General features: G+C 72.3%; 17 protein-coding genes. 7 read left to right on the top strand and 10 right to left on the bottom strand.

Features of this window, described 5'->3' with window-relative positions:
• Positions 1 to 22 precede the first annotated feature (22 nt).
• On the bottom strand, positions 23 to 985 hold the full coding sequence (locus ACZ6ZN_RS30550; protein ID WP_469651242.1) for an AraC family transcriptional regulator: 963 nt from the start codon (positions 983 to 985) through the stop codon (positions 23 to 25).
• A 55-nt stretch (positions 986 to 1,040) separates the two neighbouring features.
• Here ACZ6ZN_RS30550 and ACZ6ZN_RS30545 point away from each other — a divergent pair, with 55 nt between their 5' ends.
• Positions 1,041 to 1,778, top strand: coding sequence for an NAD(P)H oxidoreductase (locus tag ACZ6ZN_RS30545; RefSeq protein WP_469651239.1), 738 nt, complete (start codon positions 1,041 to 1,043; stop codon positions 1,776 to 1,778).
• A gap of 183 nt (positions 1,779 to 1,961) precedes the next feature.
• Here the strand turns inward: ACZ6ZN_RS30545 and ACZ6ZN_RS30540 are convergent, their stop codons facing one another.
• The 6 genes from ACZ6ZN_RS30540 to ACZ6ZN_RS30515 all read right to left on the bottom strand — a co-directional run bounded on the left by ACZ6ZN_RS30540 (position 1,962) and on the right by ACZ6ZN_RS30515 (position 8,831).
• Entirely contained in the window at positions 1,962 to 3,290 is a 1,329-nt protein-coding gene (locus tag ACZ6ZN_RS30540) for an FG-GAP-like repeat-containing protein (RefSeq protein WP_469651368.1), read from the bottom strand.
• Between the two features lie 2 nt (positions 3,291 to 3,292).
• Positions 3,293 to 4,315: a TIM barrel protein gene (locus tag ACZ6ZN_RS30535; RefSeq protein ID WP_469651236.1), complete on the bottom strand. Its 1,023-nt coding sequence runs from the start codon at positions 4,313 to 4,315 to the stop codon at positions 3,293 to 3,295.
• Positions 4,316 to 4,361: 46 nt separating this feature from the next.
• Positions 4,362 to 6,089: a pyranose oxidase gene (locus tag ACZ6ZN_RS30530; RefSeq protein ID WP_469651233.1), complete on the bottom strand. Its 1,728-nt coding sequence runs from the start codon at positions 6,087 to 6,089 to the stop codon at positions 4,362 to 4,364.
• Between the two features lie 440 nt (positions 6,090 to 6,529).
• The gene (locus ACZ6ZN_RS30525) at positions 6,530 to 7,822 is read right to left on the bottom strand and encodes an FAD-dependent monooxygenase (RefSeq protein WP_469651230.1); all 1,293 of its coding nucleotides are present in this window, start codon (positions 7,820 to 7,822) and stop codon (positions 6,530 to 6,532) included.
• Positions 7,823 to 7,842: 20 nt separating this feature from the next.
• Positions 7,843 to 7,977 carry a hypothetical protein gene (locus tag ACZ6ZN_RS30520; RefSeq protein ID WP_451878974.1) on the bottom strand — a complete coding sequence of 45 codons (135 nt, stop codon included), beginning with the start codon at positions 7,975 to 7,977 and terminating at the stop codon, positions 7,843 to 7,845.
• A gap of 89 nt (positions 7,978 to 8,066) precedes the next feature.
• A complete protein-coding gene (locus ACZ6ZN_RS30515; protein ID WP_469651227.1) occupies positions 8,067 to 8,831 on the bottom strand; it encodes a thioesterase II family protein in 765 nt (254 codons plus the stop codon).
• A 293-nt stretch (positions 8,832 to 9,124) separates the two neighbouring features.
• On the opposite strand from ACZ6ZN_RS30515, the gene ACZ6ZN_RS30510 reads away from it, so the two are divergent.
• Together ACZ6ZN_RS30510 and ACZ6ZN_RS30505 are read left to right on the top strand one after the other, a co-directional pair.
• A complete protein-coding gene (locus tag ACZ6ZN_RS30510) occupies positions 9,125 to 9,859 on the top strand; it encodes a thioesterase II family protein (protein WP_469651224.1) in 735 nt (244 codons plus the stop codon).
• Positions 9,856 to 10,878, top strand: coding sequence for an AfsR/SARP family transcriptional regulator (locus ACZ6ZN_RS30505; RefSeq protein ID WP_469651221.1), 1,023 nt, complete (start codon positions 9,856 to 9,858; stop codon positions 10,876 to 10,878). Before ACZ6ZN_RS30510 ends, ACZ6ZN_RS30505 begins: the two co-directional genes overlap by 4 nt.
• A gap of 52 nt (positions 10,879 to 10,930) precedes the next feature.
• On the opposite strand, the gene ACZ6ZN_RS30500 is transcribed toward ACZ6ZN_RS30505, so the two are convergent.
• A complete protein-coding gene (locus ACZ6ZN_RS30500; RefSeq protein WP_469651365.1) occupies positions 10,931 to 13,327 on the bottom strand; it encodes a LuxR C-terminal-related transcriptional regulator in 2,397 nt (798 codons plus the stop codon).
• A gap of 233 nt (positions 13,328 to 13,560) precedes the next feature.
• Here ACZ6ZN_RS30500 and ACZ6ZN_RS30495 point away from each other — a divergent pair, with 233 nt between their 5' ends.
• Both ACZ6ZN_RS30495 and ACZ6ZN_RS30490 read left to right on the top strand, forming a co-directional pair.
• Complete coding sequence (locus ACZ6ZN_RS30495) at positions 13,561 to 14,346, top strand: alpha/beta fold hydrolase (RefSeq protein WP_451878979.1); 786 nt, start codon at positions 13,561 to 13,563, stop codon at positions 14,344 to 14,346.
• 89 nt (positions 14,347 to 14,435) lie between these two features.
• Positions 14,436 to 15,116: a class I SAM-dependent methyltransferase gene (locus ACZ6ZN_RS30490; protein ID WP_469651218.1), complete on the top strand. Its 681-nt coding sequence runs from the start codon at positions 14,436 to 14,438 to the stop codon at positions 15,114 to 15,116.
• Between the two features lie 85 nt (positions 15,117 to 15,201).
• Here the strand turns inward: ACZ6ZN_RS30490 and ACZ6ZN_RS30485 are convergent, their stop codons facing one another.
• Both ACZ6ZN_RS30485 and fabG read right to left on the bottom strand, forming a co-directional pair.
• Positions 15,202 to 16,158: an aromatase/cyclase gene (locus ACZ6ZN_RS30485; RefSeq protein WP_469651215.1), complete on the bottom strand. Its 957-nt coding sequence runs from the start codon at positions 16,156 to 16,158 to the stop codon at positions 15,202 to 15,204.
• A gap of 30 nt (positions 16,159 to 16,188) precedes the next feature.
• Positions 16,189 to 16,974, bottom strand: coding sequence for a 3-oxoacyl-ACP reductase FabG (gene fabG / locus ACZ6ZN_RS30480; RefSeq protein WP_469651212.1), 786 nt, complete (start codon positions 16,972 to 16,974; stop codon positions 16,189 to 16,191).
• Between the two features lie 181 nt (positions 16,975 to 17,155).
• Here fabG and ACZ6ZN_RS30475 point away from each other — a divergent pair, with 181 nt between their 5' ends.
• Positions 17,156 to 17,605, top strand: coding sequence for a nuclear transport factor 2 family protein (locus tag ACZ6ZN_RS30475; RefSeq protein WP_398111849.1), 450 nt, complete (start codon positions 17,156 to 17,158; stop codon positions 17,603 to 17,605).
• Between the two features lie 90 nt (positions 17,606 to 17,695).
• Positions 17,696 to 18,772: a serine hydrolase domain-containing protein gene (locus ACZ6ZN_RS30470; protein ID WP_398111850.1), complete on the top strand. Its 1,077-nt coding sequence runs from the start codon at positions 17,696 to 17,698 to the stop codon at positions 18,770 to 18,772.
• Positions 18,773 to 18,774 lie beyond the last annotated feature (2 nt).

Here is an 18,774-nt window from a genome sequence, read left to right as displayed (position 1 = left end):
CTGCCCCGGTGGGCGCCGCTCGTCATCCCGACCTTTCGGACGCCGCCCCCGCCCCTGCTGCGGCCGCCCTCCGGTACACGCTGGGGCTCAACCCCTGGTGGCGTTTGAACGCGGCGCTGAAGCCGAACGCGTCCGCGTAGCCGACGGCTCTGGCGACCTGGGCGAGGGTGAGGTCGGTGTCGGTCAGGAGGGTCGCGGCCTCGTCCAGGCGGCATTCGGTGAGGTAGGCGAGGGGCGGTCGGCCCATCAGCTGCGTGAAGCGCTTGGCGAACAGGGCGCGGGAGACGCCCGAGCGGGCGGCCAGGGAGGCCACCGTCCACGCGTGGGCCGGCCGGTCGTGGAAGGACTGCAGGGCGGGGGCGAGGACCGGGTCGGCGAGGCCCCTGTACCAGCTGGGCGCGTCGGCACCCGCCGTGTCGAACCAGCTGCGCAGCGTGCACACCAGGGCCCAGTCGAGGAGCCGGTCCATCAACGCCTGTGATCCGGCCGTGCGCCGGGCGGCGTCGGCGGCGGCCGTCTCCAGCCAGCCGCACACCTCGGCGTCCTCCTCGACCACCAGGACGGGCGGCAGGGCACGCAGGAGCCGCTCGTGGCGGTGGCCCGAGGCGCGGTAGGCGCCCACGATCAGTGCGGTGGCCTCCGGCGCGTCGGCGCCCCAGTGGATGCCGCCGAGTTCCTCGGCGGTGCAGTCGGTGTGTGCGGTGAAGCAGGCGATCTCGTAGGCGGCGTGTGGGCTGTGCACGGTGGTGGGGTTGTCCGCGAGGTGGAACGACTGGGGGCCGCGCACGAGGGCGGTGTCACCGGGACCGACGACGCGTTCCGTTCCGTCGGGCAGCAGCAGTGTGCCGCCGCCGCGCAGCACGTTGATCATGGTGAGGGGCGCGGCGTCGGCGAAGCGGATGGTCCAGGGCCGGGCCAGTACGGCGCGGGTGACGACCGAGCCCTCGGCCCGGATGCCGCTCAGGAGCGAACTCAGAGGATCCACGCCCTCACTGTAGACGCTCTCCTATGTTCTGGAGCGCTTCTCCCATGGATCATCCATGACGCGGTCGATGTACTGGACTCGTCGCATTGATCGAGACCAGTCGGGAGACACCGTGCCGCAGCAGGACACCCATGCCGGGACAGCCCTCGTCGTCGTCGCGCACCACCGCACCGATTCCCTCACCGCGCACACGGCCCGCCGTACCGCCGCGCGTCTCGAAGCCGCCGGTTACCGCGTCGACCTGCTCGACCTGCACGCCGAGGGGTTCGACCCGCGTATGAACGAGGCCGACCAGCCGGACTGGGGCGACAGGGACAAGAAGTACTCCGACGAAGTGCACCGTCACATGCGGCGCGTCCTCGACGCCGATGCCGTCGTCGCCGTCTTCCCGGTCTACTGGCAGCACCTGCCCGCTCTCCTCAAGGGCTGGATCGACCGCGTGTGGAACTACGGGTTCGCCTACGGACGCAGCAGGCCCCGTCTCGCCGGCAAGCGCATCCTGTGGCTGGGTCTCGCCGGCGCCACCGCCGGCGATCCCGTCGTCGAGGGGATGAGGAGCCTTCTCGAGACCAACCTCAGCGAGGGCATCGCCTCCTACTGCGGCTTCGCCCACTCCACCGTCGGCCTTCTCACCGATGCGGAGGAGCGCCCGCAGCGCCTCGACTCCGAGGGCAACCTCCTGATCGGCGAGGCGGCCGCGGGCGCCGAACGGATTGCGCAGTACGCGGACTTCGACCGGTGTGCAGAGGAGTTCGTGGAGAAGTTCCTCGCCGAGGGTCTCGTCACGACCTGATGGAGTACGACCGGTTCACCGGCCGGCGCTCGCCGGCCGGTGAACCGTCTGTACGGTGCCGGGGCTAACGCTTCCGCGTCACGTGGAGTTCCGCGATCCCCGGCAACTCCTCCTTCTCGCCGCCTTGTTGCGCATGGACCTGCACCCGTACGAAGCGGGCGGTGGTGCCATCGGTCAGCTCGGCTAGCCGTCCGCGCTGGACGGCCACCAGGGGTTGTCGCGCGGTGTGCCGAAGGTGTTGTGGAAGACCCGGACGTTGGGCTTCATGCCCTTCGGCGTGTAGTAGCCCTCGGTGTAGTAGGACGCGGTGGCGAAGTCGAGTCGCCCGTCGCCGGTGAAGTCCGCGACGGCGAGGTGAGCGGCCGACTCGGTGTCCAGGCGCCGCTGTTGCCGCACCCGGCCGTCGGCGTCCAGCTTGTAGTAGTAGACGCCCTCTCCTTCTCCCTCGCTGTCGGTCGGGCCGCGCAGGGCGACCAGGAATTCGTCGTCCCCGTCACCGTCGAAGTCGGCCGCGACGATGTGGTGGACGACAGCGTCGTAGGCGCGTCCGTCGACGACGGTCGGCTGGGGGAAGACACGCAGGACGCGGCGTTGCCAGGGCTGGTCGAAGGAACCCCTCCCCCAGGGCCGGGTGTAGACGGCGAGGGTGTTGCCGTGGAAGGGTTCGGCGGCGAGGATGCAGGCGTTGGCCTGACCGCCGACCCGGCCGATGGCGAGATTCCCGGTTCCGCTGAACGTCCGGCCTCCGAGCTCGGCCGAGGGGCGGGCGGGCACCCCCCGGCCGATGCGCTGGTGCGTCCACCTCCGGTTGTGCGGGTCCCAGCCGAGCCATGAGATGCCTTCGGCCGACGCGAGCAGGAAGGACTCCAGGTTGCTTCCGGGAGTTCCGGGGAAGGCGCGGGTGACGACCGCGTGGACGATGCGGAAGTGTGTTTCGTCGATCACCGTGCCTTCGCCCCAGGCTCCCTCGGGGTCGTCGGGGACGTCCCAGAGCATGAGCCGGGCCGGCTCGGTCACGCCGGCTTCGCCGCCCTGCGGTCCCACCACGGGAAAGGCTGCCACCTGCAGTCGGTCGGTACGGGTGAAGTGGCCGCAGCGCAGGCGGTGGGTGGCGACCAGGGTCGCGATGGCGGTCTGCTGCCACTGCCACCGCTCCGGTTCGTGTGCGCTGCCGTGGCGGCGCAGCAGGGAGATCTTGCCGTCGTGGCAGCCACAGTCGAACATGCACCTGCCGTAGTCGTGGCAGAGGACGAGCGAGGGGTGACGATCCCCGGGCAGCCGGACGACGTCCATCGCGACCGGCTTCTTGGGACATTGCGGTTCGGTGATGCGGTGCCGGGTCCAGGGAGCGTCGACGGTGCCGGGGTTGCGATACCAGGCGACCTCCTGGCGGGTCAGGCCGCTGACCGCCAGATCGACGCGGCCGTCGTCGTCGAGGTCGGCCGCGTGGATCCAGTAGCCGTCACCGGTGTCGTCGGCGATCTCGACGCGGGTGAAAGCGGGTTCCTTCATCGTCACGGGCACGCACCCAGTCCGAGTCCCGCGAGGAAGGCGAGTGCCGTCTGGGCGTAGCGGTTGCCCTCGTCGACGTTGCTCAGGGTCCGTTCGGCCTCCACGACCAGCCATTCACCGTCGTATCCGACGCGGCGCAGTTCGTCGATGACGGCTGGGAAGTCGACTCCGCCCTGCTCACCGGGGACGGTGAAGACACCCTTCTCGACTGCCGTCCTGAAGCTGTAGTCGTTGCGCCGGCCGTCCCGGACGATGTCCGGGCTGACGTTCTTGAGGTGAACGTGCCGGATGCGCCGGCCGTGGCGGCGGACGGCGGCGACGGGGTCTCCACCGGCCCACGTGAGGTGACCGGTGTCCAGCAGGAGTTTGACGCTCTTGGTGTCGGTGGCGGCCATGAGCCGGTCCATGTCCGACTGACTCTGCACCCCGGTGCCCATGTGGGGGTGGTAGCACAGCTCGATGCCGTCCTTGCGGCAGCGCTCGCCCAGGTCGTTGAGCCCGGTGACCAGGCTCTCCCACTGCCGCTGGCTGAAGCGGGGACGTTCGCTCAGTGGGGTGTCGGGTTCCAGGTGGACCGCGTTGCCGAACTCCGCGACGCCCAGCCGTCGCAGGGGCAGCCGGCGGTCACCGAAGTAGGTGCGCAGCTTCTCGAAGTCACGGAGCGTCCTTTCCGCGCCCCCGTGCTCGGTGTAGAAGGTGCTCACCCACGGTTCGGTGAGCTCGATGGTGCGGGGCGGCTTCCGCAGCAGGTTGAGCTCCGGCTCGTGGAAGTAGGGGGCCAGGCTGGTGCCGCGGTAGCGGACCTCGGCTCCGGAGACGGTGGCGGTGCACGCCCTGATGCCGCCGATGATGTCGGCCGGTGCGATGCGCTCGCCGATGTCCGGGAAGTCGGCGTTGCGCCAGCAGGTCGGGGTGATGCCGAGTCTGGCGCGCTCGATGGGTGCCGCCGGCGGGTCCGAGTCGGGGGTGTGGGGCGAGCTGGTGTCGCTGCCGCATGCGGTGCGGTCGGTGGCTTCGGGTTCCATGATGGACGTGCTCCTCCTGTGGTGGGTCCGGGCGCTGCCGAGGGGTTCAGCCGAGGTCGGGCAGGGTGTTGAGGACGTTCTTGGCGGCGCGGACTGCCATGGCGACGCTGGTGAGGGTGGGGTTGCCGGCGTTGCCGAAGGGGTGGAGGCCGTTGCCACCGAGCCACAGGTTGTCGAAGCCCCAGACCTTGGAGTCGGGGTCGACGACGCTGGTGCGCACGGCGGTCTTCTCCTCGCCGCTGCCCATGCGGGTCGTTCCGGCGATGTGCAGGGGAAGGCCGGGGGTGAGGAACTGCGGCTCGGAGCCGGGCATGTAGCCACCCAGTTGGGTGGCCACCTTCTGCATGTCCGCCATCATCCGGCCTGCCTGGTCGCGTTCGGCGTCGGTCAGCCTGAAGTGGAAGGTGGCCTGCGGCATGTCGAAGGTGTCCTTCATGGTGGCGTCGAACTCCACCCAGTTGCTGCGTCGCGGGCGGGAGATGCCGAACCAGCGCAGGTCGACGATCAGCCGGGTGTCGATGCTCGGTGGCACGGCGCCGTAGCTGAAGGCGTCCCGGTGGATCTGGCAGTGCCAGGGCCGCTCGACGCTGGCGGGGATGTAGAGGTTGGGGTCGGGGTCGTCCTTGCGGAAGGGCAGGGGGTCCGCCGCCATCTGCAGGTACTGGGACTGGTTCCGGCGCACGATCTCCTGCTGGGAGGCGCGGTAGTCGGCCACGCGTCGGGCCGCCCGACAGGCGTGGTCGCGGTCCTCCGGATCGTCGACGGCGCCGAGGAGTTCCGCGGCACCGTCGACCAACGGCTGGCGCAGGACCACCTGGCAGAAGGCCATCGGCTGTTCGGTGAGGTAGCGCCCCAGCGCCGGCAGCTTCTCGTGCAGGCCGGAGGCGTACAGCAGTTGGGGGGTGGGGATGGCTCCACAGGCCACGACGTACGCCTTCGCCCGGTGGACGGTGACCTCCATCGTCTGCAGGTCGCGGACCTCGACGCCGGTGATCCTGCGGCCGTCGTGCTCCAGCCGCAGGCACTGGTGCTCGGGTTTCAGCGTGAACAAGGGGGACGCCCCCGGCCGGGCCAGGTCCGGATCGCCCCGCAGCACCGTGTCGGCGGCGCTCCAGGTGACGAATTCGCTGGCCTCATCGCTGCGCCGCTCCACCGCCAGCGGCAGGTCCCGGACGTCGAAGCCCGCATCGCGCAGCACCTTCTTGACCAGTTGGTGACGGGCGGAGTCCTTGAACGCCGTGGTGGAGCGCTTGAGCCGGCGCTCCGCCTCCTCGTATGCCGCGTCCATGTCGGTGTCGTTGATGGGGTACGTCTGCTCGGGGGCCGAGCCCGCCGGCTTCCACCTGCGCTCCAGGTCCCGGTCGAAACGGGGCACGGCGCACGTCCAGTGCGTGGCCATACCGCCCACCACGTACGTGGCGGCGCAGGCCCCCAGGTTCTCGCTCTCGCGCTGGAGCGGGTTTTGGTTGTTCAGCTGGAAGCCGGCGTACTCCGAGGTGTCGTAGCGGTAGGACGACGGGTCCAGCGTCACGGTGGGGTCGTTGCGCGTGGCCACCGACAGCGGGGTCAGGTTGCCGCGGATGACGGACACGAACTGGTCGATGTTCCTCTGGTAGAGGAACGCGTTCTTCAGGTGCTCGCCGTAGCGGGCGGAATGCTGGGGACCGGCGTCGAGCATGAGGACCCGTTGACCCCTGTCGACGAGATCTCGTGCGAACGAACAGCCCACCGGGCCGGAACCGATGATGATGACGTCGTACTTCGGCTTGGGCATGCGTGCTCTTTCTCCTGAAGCTCACGGGAAAGGACCGGCACACAAAAGGGCGCACCGATGCAGGAAATTCGCCGGGCGCACAGGAAAGCGATCAGCCCTGGATTGCCGGCGCCGGATACGCGCCCTCCGGGCACGATCGAACACGCCGGAATTCTTGACGAATTTCCTACTCGACTACGTGATTCCCACCCGCAGCTCCTCTAGCGTCCCTCACACGGATGACCGGACGAGGCATGGGAGCAAAATGTTTTAACGGAACCCCAGTTGCGCGCCCCGGCGTACTGCGGTGGCGAATCAATTTCCCTGCCGTCGATGTCCGGAATACATACCCGAAGAACGGCTCATTTCCCACTGCCGGCCGGTGACACGTGAGTCACTGGCGCTCCGATGATCGCGCCAGTGACTCATTTCACCGTGGCCGGATCCCGAAATCCGGTGGATCAGCCTGCCGGGTGCCCCGGGCCCGGTCCGGGTGCCGAGGTCGCCGGGGTGGCCGCGGGCGCGACGAACAGTTCCTCGCGTACCCGCACGGCGTCCGGGCCGTAGGCGATGCGGCGGGTGATGCGGGCTCCGGCCGCGGAGCCGCTCACCCAGGAGGCCGCTCGCGCCCGCAGCCGCGCGGTGAGCGGGCCGCTGCGTCCCAGCAGCGCCTTGGCCTGGACGCGCTGCATTCGGTGCACCGCCGCCGCCACCGGCCTCCGCCGCAGCTCATAGGGCAGCAGCCGTTCCCGGCTCGCATCTCCCGCGCGTACCGCCTCCACCAGCACCGGGTGGGCGGCCGCCGCGTCCTGCAACGCGAGGTTGATGCCCTGGGCGCCGATCGGGCCGTTGGTGTGGGCGCTGTCACCGATCAGCATCAGCCCGTCGCGCACCCACTCACCGGCCTGCGCGGCGAACACGTCCAGCAGGTGCACGTCCCTCAGCGAACGCAGGTGATCGTGGACGAGGTCGGCGAAGGGAGGCAGCGCGGTGGCGAGTTCGGCCCGCACCTCCTCGATGCCGCGGGCCGCGACCCGGTTCCAGCTGCGGTGCGGCAGCGTCAGGCCCACCCGTAGCCGGTCGGGGTGGGTGTCGTGCACGAGCACGGCCCCGGCCTCCGTGCGGTAGATCCGTACGGCACCGAGCGCGCGGCCCGGCGCGGGCAGCGAGAACCAGGCGATGTCCTGGTCGAAGGACTCCCGGCGGCCGGCGCCGATCCCGGCGAGCATCCGGATCTGCGAGTAGCGGCCGTCGGCACCGACCACGACCTGTGCCCGCACCGCGGCGGAGGCCGCACCGCGTCGATGGGCCACCACCCCCGCGACCTGCCCGCCCTCCCGGACCAGAGCCCCCGCCCGGTACCCCTGGAGCAGCGTGAAACCGGGCAACGCCCGGCAAGCTTCGAGAAGTTCACCCAGCAGGTGCTGTTGAGGCAGCGCCAGCAAACGGTCGTGAGGAGCCGGCAGGCGCCCGTAGTCGATGTCGAGCAGCACCCGCCGGTCCTGCACCACCTGGAAGGCGCTCAGCTCCCGCGCGCCGCGGGCACGAGCGGCTTCCAGCACACCCAGGTCGTCCAGGATCTGCTGCCCCCCGGGTTGCAGGATCTCCCCGTGGAAGTCCCGGCGCAACGCGGTGGACCGCTCCACCAGGGCGACCTCGACGCCCGAACGCAACAGCATCAGCGCGAGTGCCAGACCGGCAGGGCCCGCGCCCACCACACACACGTCGGCACGCACGTCATCAGCCCGGTGCATCGCGGGCACCCGCAGCGACGTCACGACCGTCCACCGCCTCTCGAGCCGCGCCCGTGCACGGCGGCCGGCGAGCCGGCCACGCCGACCGCGCGGGCCCGGCGGCCCGCGTACACGCCCGCCCTGTCGTCGAGTCGCTCCACGTCCAACCGGTCCATGATGTGCCTCTTCTCCTGGTGACGAGGGCGAGCAGATGACAAGTGACGCGAGTGCTGGAGGAGTTCGGGAGGGAGGCGGTGCAAGCGCCTCACCGTGCAGTGGCCGCCCCGGCGAGGGGTGCGCGCGCCGCGCGCCCGGCGACCCGGCAGGCCCGGCCCAGCAACCTGGGCAGTGCGGGCCCGCGCACGAAGAAGTGGTCACCGCCGGCCACGGTGCGACGTACCACCGGCCCCGCGCTGAAGCGCTCCCAGCCCGCCATCGTGCCGGGCGGCGCCAGCGGGTCGGCCTCGCCCGCGACGACCAGCAGCGGCACGGCGAACGGGCCGCCCGTGACCGGCGTAAGGGCCGCCCGGCGCAGGCTGTCGGCGAGCGTCAGGTCATCGCGCAGCACCGGCAGTACGGCGCGGTGCCACAGCCCGCCGGGACGCGCCCCCTCGGGCACCACCTCCAGCCGGTCGAGGAGGTCGAGCAGGCCGTCGGGGGAGCGACGGCAGGCATCGGCCAGCTCGGACGGCGCATCCGGCGGGGGGCAGGCACCCACGGCGAGCAGGGCGGGTGTGGGCAGGCCCGCCTCGTGCAGCGCACGCGCCAGGGTGTAGGCGACCATCGCGCCGAGGCTGTGCCCGTAGAGCACGAAGGGGCCGTTCGGCGCCCTGAAGTCGTCGAGCAGGTCGGCCAGCAGCTCCTGCCGTGTGGTCACGCGGGGCTCGCGGCGCCGGCGGTCACGCCCGGGCAGCAGGTGCGCCGCCGGCACCGCGCCCGGGCCCAGCCGGGTCTGCCAGCCGTGGAACGCCGAGACCCCGGCCCCGGCGTGCGCGAAGCAGTGCAGTACCACCGGCGGTGCATCAGGCATGGCTCGTCCCTTCGGACACGTCTGCGGCGGCCGGCCTCCCCACCGGGTGGCCGGGAGGCGATTCAGGCGTGCGGTCAAGCCTTGCCGGGCGGGCTCGAGCGGCACTCGCGCCCGGCGCCCCACCTCTGGAGAACGCTTGCACGGCCGCTCGAAGCCGGGTCGCGCATCGGCGCCGCCACCGGCCGGCGCCGGTTATGGTCACCTGCGGGGAACACCCACCCGGGCAACCTCCGGCACCACCGCCTCGTCCGACGCCAACGCCCGGCCCGTGCCGGCATCAGGGAGCCCTCGTCATGGAACTGCGCTTGTTCGTGTTCCACCACGCCGGTGGTTCCCACCTGACCTACCGCGACTGGCCGAGCCGTTTCCCCGCCGACTGGCAGGTGCGTCTGCTCGACGCTCCCGGTCGCGGCATGCTCGCCGATCTCCCCGCCATCGGCGACGCACAGGACCTGGTCACCTGGTTCCACACCGAGCTGGCGGGTCAACTCGACGCTCCCTTTGCCCTGTTCGGGCACAGCATGGGTGCGCTGATCGCCTACGAGCTCACCCGCCTGCTGCACGCCGAGGGCCGCCCGCCGTGCTGGCTGGGCCTGTCCGCCCGCAGCGCTCCCCACTCCGCACCCCGCCGGAGTGGCACGGGTCGGCACCTGCTGTCCGACCAGGCGCTGCGCGACGAACTCGCCGCGATGGGCGGCACGCCTGCCGACGTCCTCGACGACCCCGAGCTGTGGGAGATCTTCTCCCCCGTCATCCGCGGCGACCTGCGCCTGGTCGACACCTGGCGCCCCCGCCCCCAGACCGCGCCGCTGCCCGTGCCCCTGTCGGTGTACGGCGGCACCCACGACGCCCTCGCACCCCCGCGACACCTGCGGGAGTGGGCCACCTACAGCACACGCCACCTCGGGGTGCGCCTGTTCCACGGCGGCCACTTCTACTTCCGGCCCGACGCCACCGAACTGACCACGCACATCGCCGGCGACATCCGCACCGCGCTCGCCCTGCCCACCCCGGCTCCGCGGTCATGACCGCCCCCGCCTCATCCGCGGCCCTGGCCCCGGCTCCGGCTCCGGCTCCGGTCCCAGCTCTCGGCGAACAGGCGTCCGGATCATACGAGTTCAGGCTGCTGGGACCGGCGGACGTGCTCGTCGGCGCCACCGGCACCCCCGTCGTCCCGCCCGGCTCCAAGCAGCGCGCCCTGCTGGCCGCGCTCGTCCTGCACGCCGGCCGGCTCCTGACCGTCGACCAGCTCACCGAGGAACTGTGGGGCCGCCAACCACCCGCCAACCCCGCGAACGCCCTGCATGCCCACATCGCCCGCCTGCGGCGCCTCCTCCCCCGCCCCGGGGAGCGGCCCCGGCCCGGGCAGGAGCCGGGGCCGGAGTCGGGGCACGAGTGGATCCACACCCAGCCCACCGGTTATGTCCTCCAGTTGGGCGGCGCCACCACCGACGTGCAGCGCTTCGCCCACTTGTCCGCCCAGGGCCGGGCCGCACTCACCGGCGACCCCGCGCACGCCGCCCGGCTGCTCCACCACGCGCTGTCCCTGTGGCGCGGCCCCGCCCTGGCCGACAGCCGCCACGGCCCCCTCACGACCGGCGAGGCCGACCGCCTCGAGGAGAACCGTCTCACCGCACTGGAGTCCCTCTACGAGGCACACCTGTGCTGCGCGCGCCACCACGACATCACGGGCGAACTCGAGAAGCTCACCGCCGACCATCCCCTGCACGAGCGCTTCTACGACCAGCTGATGACCGCCCTCTACCACAGCGGCCGCCAGGCGGAAGCCCTCGGCGTCTACGAACGCGCCCGCCACCACCTCACCACCACCCTCGGTGTCGAACCCGGCCCCGCGCTACGGGCTCGCCTCCAGGCGATCCTCCACCACGCTCCCCGCCCCACCGCCCCGCCACCGGCCGGCACCCAGGACCTGCACCACGAGATCGATCACCTCAAGCGGCGCATCGACGAACTGGTGCGCAGCCACCAGCACTTGCAGCAACGCATCGACACCCTCACCGGCCAGCGGCCCGCGTCCACCGCTTAGCTCGGGGTCAACGGGCGTTGCGCGTCGACTACTTCGACCAGCCGGCAGGTGCTCAGGCCCCGCCCACCGCGGTCGGCACCCGTCCGCCCACCAGCTCCGCGAGTCCGGCCCGCGACTTCACCCGCACCTTGCGGTACACATTGGTCAAGTGCTGCTCCACCGTGCTGGGCGTCACATGCAGCCGCGCCGCGATGGCCCGGTTGGTGCAGCCGTCCGCCGCCAGAACGGCCACGCGGCGCTCCGAACGTGTCAGCATCCCCAGCGGACTTCCGCCGGGGGCGCCGCTCTCGGCCGCCGGGTCGGGCGTCTCGCCCAGAACCCGCAGCGCCTGCGCCGCCGGCCCGCGCCAGTCGGCCACCTCCCCCACCAGCGGGCCCCAACGCGCCGTCAGATCACGGCAGGCGCGGAAGTCCGCCAGCGCGGCCCGCGCCCGCCCCACCTCCAGCCGATGACGTCCACGGGTCAGCAGGTAGTGCACACCCACCCGCGAGTCGAACATCGCCTCCGGGGCCGGCACCCGCAGCAACCGCTCCGCCTCCTCGTGCGCGCCCAGCGCCGTTGCCGCACACACCCCGGCCGACAACGGCATACCCGCCGCCACCCCCCAGGCCGCCGGCGACAGCAATCCCAACGCCTGCCGGGCGTAGTCGGCACCCCTGTCGTGTGCGCCCGTACGCACATGCACCACGGCGGCCACCGCCAGCGCCACGGCCCGCCGCGCCGGCGTCCCCCTCATCTTCTCCACCCCGCGCGTCAGCGCACACCACTGCGCGGCCCGCCGTGTCTCACCGGCGTACACCAACGCCACCAGCAGCTCCGGGACCGCCGGCGCGGGCATGTACCCCCGCACCAAGGCGTCCAGCACGGCTTCCACGTCGTCCGCATCCGGTTCCACGACAGGTTCGCCCGCGACCGGCCACACGAAGCCCGACGCGTCCTGCACCTGCCGCGCCCCCGTGCCCCGCCCCCACTCCCGCTCCCCCGTAGCTGGAGTCCGCTGTTCGCGGCGGACGCGCCGGCCATGCCACAGCAGCAACCCCGCGGCCTCGGCCCGGTGTGCGACGTCAGCCGGCACGCCATCCGCAGGAGCGTCGGGCGGCACAGCACCCCGGTCACCGCCCGGATCGCCGCGCACCTCACCTTCCAGCGACGGCAGGTGGCGCGTCACCAGGGCCGGATCGCTCTCCCACTCCGCCCCGGCCACCGCGGTGAGCATGCCACCCGCCGGCGCGCCGCCTCCGCGGGCCCGGTGCGCGACCTGCAGGAACCGCACCGCCTGGTGCGCCGCGCCCGCCCGCAGCGCGCATCGGGCCGCTTCCGTCAGCACCGCCGGCGCCCACAGGGGAAGCCCAGGACCATGTGCTCTCCCCTCGTCGGCAGCGGCATCCCCGGCTTCCGCCAGGTGGACGGCGACCCGGGACGGCTCCGCACCGTCGTCGTAGAGCATCCGGGCGGCCCGCGCGTGCAGCCGCTCCCTGTCCCCGGCGCCCAGGTGCCGGAGCACCGCGGCCGGCATCGCGCGGTGACGCAACCGGCCGCCGTCCAGCAATCCGACGGCCTCGAGTTGTTCCATCCGCCGCGACACGGTCAGCTCGGGCACGGCAAGCAGCCGCGCCAGCCGCGTCAACGTGGCGTCCTCGCCCAGGACCGCGAGAGCCCCGGCCGTGGCCGTCACCGCAGTCCCCGCGCTCCGCAGGCATGCGGCGACCGCAGCCCGGAAGGCGGCCCCGGCCACCGGCCGGACCGACCTCAGCGGGCCGCAGTCCCGGAGATCGTCCAGCAGACCCCGCAGCAGGCGCGGGTTCCCGCCGGTGAATCCGTGCCAGTGCGGAGCGAGCCGTCCGGCCGTCCCCGCGTCCATGCCGCCCCCGGCCGGCTCGCGCAGGAAGTCGGCGACCTCGTGCTCGGTCAGTGGCCGGAGCGGCACCCGCACCGCTCGTGGCTGTCCCCAGAGCTCCGTGAGCGTCGGCGACGACGGCTCGGGCGGCTGCCCGGCCAGCACCACCAGCACGTCGGTGCCGGTCAGCCGCGCACAGACGTACAACAGGGCACGTCCGGACTCCTCATCGAGGTGGTGCGCATCGTCGACCACGACGACCACCGGCCGCCCGGACCGCACACCGCTCAACGCCTCGTACAGCACCTGCGGCCGCCCACCGGCCGGGGCGCCGGTGCCGGTGCCGGTGCCGGTGCCGGTGCCGGTGCCGGTGCCGGTGCCGGTGCCGCCGAGGAGCCGTCCCACCACGCCGAGCGGCAAACCCGCCTCCGCCGGAGAGCCACCCGCGCACAGCACCAGCGCACCCGCGTCGGCAGCCCGTGCGGCGAACTCCCCGAGCAGCGCGCTCTTCCCGCACCCCGGGCTGCCCGACACCAGGGCGACGGCCCCCTCCGCCCGCCCCGCACCCGCGAGCAGCTCGTCCAGCACCCCCGACTCGCCACGCCGTCCCACCAACACGAGCCGCACCCCCACCTCGTCACGGGCGGCATCCCACCCCGGTCAGTCTCCCCGGGAGCGGGAAAGGCCCCCTCGAACCGGACCACAACTGCACTCGAACCACGCCCACCGGCCCGGCCCGGGCCCGGGCGCGAGCGCGGGCGCCGGCGTCCCGCTCCCGTTGCGGGCCCTGGCACCCCGGCGGAGACTGACGAGGGACAACGGCACGGCGGCAGAAAGCCTCGGCTATGGGCGACTACGTGGACCTCCCCGGCGTCAGGACCTGGTACGAGACCGAGGGCGACGGTGATCCGCTGCTCCTGCTGCACGGCGGCTTCTGCACGAACGAGACGTGGGGCGCGCAGCGGGCCGACCTCGCGGCGCGGTTCCGCCTCTTCCTCCCCGAGCGGCGCGGGCACGGGCACACACCCGACGTGGAGGGACCGCTCACCTACCAGGACATGGCGGACGACACCGTGGCCTTCCTCGACGCGGTCGTCGGTGGTCCGGCCCACCTCGTCGGCTGGAGCGACGGCGGCATCGTCGCCCTGCTCGTCGCCCTCGCCCGCCCCGATCTCGTCCGCAAGGTCGTGGTCATCGGAGCGAACTTCCGCCCCGCCGAGGAGTGCTGGGCGGCGCCCGCCATGCTGGACCGCATGACACCCGGCAGCGCCGAGCTGGAGTTCTTCCGCGAGCTGTACGAAGCGGTGGCGCCGGAAGGGCCGGGGCACTGGCCGGTGGTCGCACGCAAGGTGGTCGGCATGTGGCGGACCGAGCCGGCTCTCACCACCGACGATCTGGCGTGCATCGCTGCCCCGACCCGGGTGATGGTCCGCGACGACGACCTGGTGACGCTGGAGCACACCGTCGCCCTCTACCGCGCTCTCCCGCACGCGGAGCTCGCCGTCGTGCCCGGGACCTCACACGTGGTGCCGCTGGAGAAGCCCGCCGAGGTCAACCGTCTCGTCATCGAGCACCTCACCGTCGAACCGGTCGAGACGATGCTCCCCGTCCGCCGCGCACCGGCGGCCTAGGGGCCGTCGGCGCCCCGGCCCGGTGCGGCCGTTTGCCGGAGCGGCAACAGAGCTGGCGGATCCGCGGAGCGGTGGGCGACGGTGGGTCCGTGACCGACGACATCGCAGCAAGCACGCCCGCGTCCGGCCTCCCCCCGCGATCCGAGGGGTACGCCGGTGACCCCGCCGTGCGGGCGGAGTGGGACGACCGCTACGCCGACCGGCAGCAACTGTGGAGCGGCCGGCCCAACGGCGCGCTCGTCGCGGAGGTCGCCGGGCTGGCCCCCGGACGAGTCCTCGACGTCGGCTGCGGCGAGGGCGCGGACGCCCTCTGGCTCGCGCGCGGCGGCTGGGACGTGACCGCGCTCGACGTCTCGGGCGTGGCCCTGGAACGCGCGGCCGGACACGCGCGGGAGGCCGGCCTCACCGTTCGGTGGGTCCACGCGGAGCTCACCGAGGCCGCGCTCCCGCCCGGTTCCTTCGACCTGGTCTCCGCCCAGTACCCGGCGCTGCTGCGCACGCCGGAGGCCGCCGCGGAGCGGGCCCTGCTCGCCGCCGTGGCGCCCGGCGGGGTGCTGCTGCTCGTGCACCACGCGGGGATGGACACCCGGGAGGCGCACGAGAGCGGTTTCGACCCGGCCGACTACGTCTGGCCCTCGACGGTCGCCGCCCTGCTCGACGACGACTGGGTGGTGGAGGTGGACGAGCAACGGCCACGCGTCGCTCCCCCCGGTGGCGCAGGCGCGCATCACACCGACGATCTGGTGCTGCGGGTGCGCCGGCTGCGCTGAGGACCCGGCCGGGCGCACACCGAGGGCTCCAGGGGACACGCGCGCGTCCTGGAGCCCTGGGCGGTGAGCCGTGGAGGTCGTCGGGTCAGACGGCGGCGGCGGCCGTCTCCGCGTGCTGCTTGGCGAGGTTCAGGGTCGCGGTGGAGTTGCGGCCGAGCGCCTGGCGGATGTAGCGGCGGGTGTCCTCGAGGGTGCTGTTCGGGCCGAGGACGCGGGCGATGGCCTCCTCGCGGATGACGACGTGGTGGTGGGAGGTGACGGTGACGCCGGTGGCGTCGGGGACCACGGTCCACTCGCCGGTGTGGGCGTCCATGAGCGCGGGCGTCGCGGTCTGCTTGTAGACGATGCGGCCGGCGTCGGGGAAGCAGATGCGGATGGACTCGGTGGTGTGCGTGGAGCCGTCGGCCGTCCGGGTGTCCATGGCCATGATCTGGACGCCGGGTGCGGGTTCCGTCAGGTCCAGCCGGGTGACGTGGGGGACCAGCTCGGGCCAGTCGCCGACCCGGTGGAGGAAGTCGTAGACCGGCTCGGCCGGCCCGTCGACCCGCACCGAGTCCTGGAAGGACAGCACCAGGTCGTCCAGGCGGCCCCACCGCTCGGCGAGGGCCTTGACACGGCCGAGCTCGGCCCGGCTGTTGGTGTCCGTGGCCCGGTCGACCCATTCGGCGTCCTCGGGCCGGTCGTCCGCCACGGTGAAGTCGTGCAGCAGGGTCAGCCGCGAGGAGTCGGGGCCCAGTTCCTCGACGGCCCAGGTGCCGCCCATCCCGGTGAGGGGGGCCGCCGGTATCTCCTGGCGGAAGTCGATACGGCGCGCGGCCGGGTCCAGTGTGCGGCGTGAAGTCCAGGACTTGACCGCTCCGTTGGCGGTCGCCCACATGCGCAGCCGCTCACTGGTCCCGTCGAACTCCAGCCGCTGCACGTGCACGTTCGGGGGGAAGAACAGCGGCCACCGCTCCGTGTCTGCGATGAACCCGTAGACGACGGCCGCCGGTGCGGCGATCTCCACGTCGTGCGATGTGCGGTGAACCTGTTCGGCAGACACCTTCACTACCTTCTCTCTTGGTCGGGACGCTCAGAAGTTGCCCAGTCCGCCGCAGACGTTGAGGGCCTGCGCGGTGATGGAGGCGGCGGTCTCGGTGGCGAGGTAGCCGACGAGCCCGGCGACCTCCTCGGGGGTCGAGTAGCGGCCCAGCGGGATCTTCGCCTCGAACTGTTCCTGCACGTACTCCTGCGTGGTGTCCCAGGCGGCGGCGTAGCCCTGGCGCACCCGCTCGGCCATGGGCGTCTCGACGTAGCCGGGGCAGACGGCGTTGACCGTGATGCCGGAGGGGGCCAGTTCCTTGCCGAGTGCCTTGGTGAAGCCGACGACGCCGTGCTTGGAGGCGCTGTAGGGGGCGCCCAGCACGACGCCCTGCTTGCCCGCGGTCGAGGCGATGTTGATGACGCGGCCGTAGGGCGCTTCGCTGATGCGGCCCTTCTTCAACACCTCCCGGGTGAGCCGGAAGACGCTGGTGAGGTTGGTGTCGATGACGTCGTCCCAGAGCTCGTCCGAGAGGTCGGCCGTGGGACCGCCGCCGCTGCGCCCGGCGTTGTTCACCAGGATGCCGATCGGGCCGTACGTCTCGACGGCGGCGGCGACGAGCTGGGTCACCGACTCCGGGGAGCGGACGTCGGCCGCGATGCCGTCGGCGTCGATGCCCTCGGCGCGCAGGTCCTCGACGGTCTGCTTGACCTGCTGTCCCGTCCGGGCGCACAGGAAGACCTGGTGGCCCCGTCGTCCCAGCTCGCGGGCCACGGCCAGGCCGATGCCACTCGTCGCGCCGGTGATCAGTGCGACGGGCCTCGTCGTTGTCGTCATCGGTTTCCTCCCATGAGCGCCTTGGTGACGTCGACCGTGTCCCGCGCCGCTCGAGGTGCGGCGGAAGGGCGCTCGACCGGGGCCGTGCCGTGCTGCCCACCCGGGGCTTGAGGGAGCTTCCAACGGCATGCGACCGGGCGCACCCAGGCTGGCGGGCGTTCCGACCGACCAAGGAGACAGCATGACGCTCGCACCCGAGCCCACCCGGAGTTCCGCCTGGGCCGCTTCCCTGCACGCGGAGGTCCAGCAGTTCTACGCGCACCAGATGCAGCTGCTGGACCTCGGTGAGGCCGAGCAGTGGGCGGGGACCTTCACCGAGGACGCCACGTTCGCCGTGCCGACCCTGCCCGAGCCGGTGCGCGGCCGGGCCGGGCTGGTCGCGGCGACGAGCCGGGCCGCGGCCGAACTCGCCGCCGCCGGCCAGCGCCACCGCCACTTCATCGGCATGTTCGACGTCCGTCCCCGGCCCGACGGCGCGGTGGACGTCCGCTCCTACGCGATCGTGTACGCCTCGGAGATCGGCGGCGCGTCGCGGGTGCACCGCGTGTGCGTGTGCCAGGACGTCCTGGTGCGTCAGGACGGTGAACTGCGGGTCCTCGCCCGCACGGTGACCCGCGACGACCTTGCCTGAGCCGCGCTCCACCGGCGCCCGGCCACCTCTCCACCCCGGCCGGTCAGCCTCGGCCGAAAGAACCGACAGCCACCATGGGGGTTTCCCGACATGACGCAGACGACGATCGCCCGGCCGGAGGTCTCGGCCCTTCAGCAGGCCGTCCAGGGCGCCGCCGACCGGCTCGTCGAAGCCGGAGCCGGAGGCGTGCAGTTCCGGGTCGCCCGGGGGGACGAGTCCTTCGTGGTGACGTCCGGCATCGCGGAGCTAGGCACCGACCGTCCCGTTCCCGCCGACGGCCGCTTCCGCATCTCCTGCATCACCAAGCCCTTCGTGGCCGTGGTGGTGCTCCAGCTCGTCGCCGAGGGCAAGATCGACCTCGACCGCAGCGTCGAGAGCTACCTGCCGGGTCTGCTGCCGTACGGCGAGAAGATCACCGTGCGCAACCTGATGCAGCACACCAGCGGCCTGTACAACTACATGGACTCGTTCCAGAAGCCCGGTGACCGCTTCCTGCGCGACCGCTACAAGCACTACGAGCCCGAGGACCTGATCGCCATCGCGGCCGCCAAGCCGCTGGAGTTCGAGCCGGGCACCAAGTTCGCCTACTGCAACACGAACTACTTCATCGTCGGCCTGCTCATCAAGAAGGTGACCGGCCGCTCGTACCGCGACGAGATCCGCGAGCGGGTCCTCGAGCCGCTCGCGCTGGACGAGACCGTGCTGCCCGGCGACGACCCGAACATCCCGGAGCCGCACGCGCGCGGTTACATGCAGATCGGCGGCGAGCCGGTGGACGTCACGTTGATGAACCCCTCGGAGGCCGGCTGCGCGGGCGAGATCATCTCCACCACCGCGGACCTGGACCGCTTCTTCTCCGCGCTGTTCAGCGGCGAACTCCTGAAGGAAGCGGAGTTCACCGAGATGACCACCCCGCTGCCGCCCGAGATGATCGAGAACCTGCCGATGGGCATCGGCTACGGCCTGGGCATCATGAAGCTCGAGAACGACGACGACCTCGACCTGTGGGGCCACGGCGCCGGCATTCCCGGCTACGCCACGTTCGCGGCGACCACCCGCGACCTGAGCGCCCGCGTGCAGCTGTCGTTCACCATCGGCGACAAGGACTTCGGGCCGGACGCCGAGCAGGCCGTCATCCGCGGTGTCAACATCGCGCTGTGCTCGTGAGG

The sequence above is a fragment of the Streptomyces sp. NPDC053665 genome, assembly GCF_055585285.1.
Note: the sequence above shows the minus strand (reverse complement) of the source record. Positions and strands in the feature narration are given on the sequence as shown.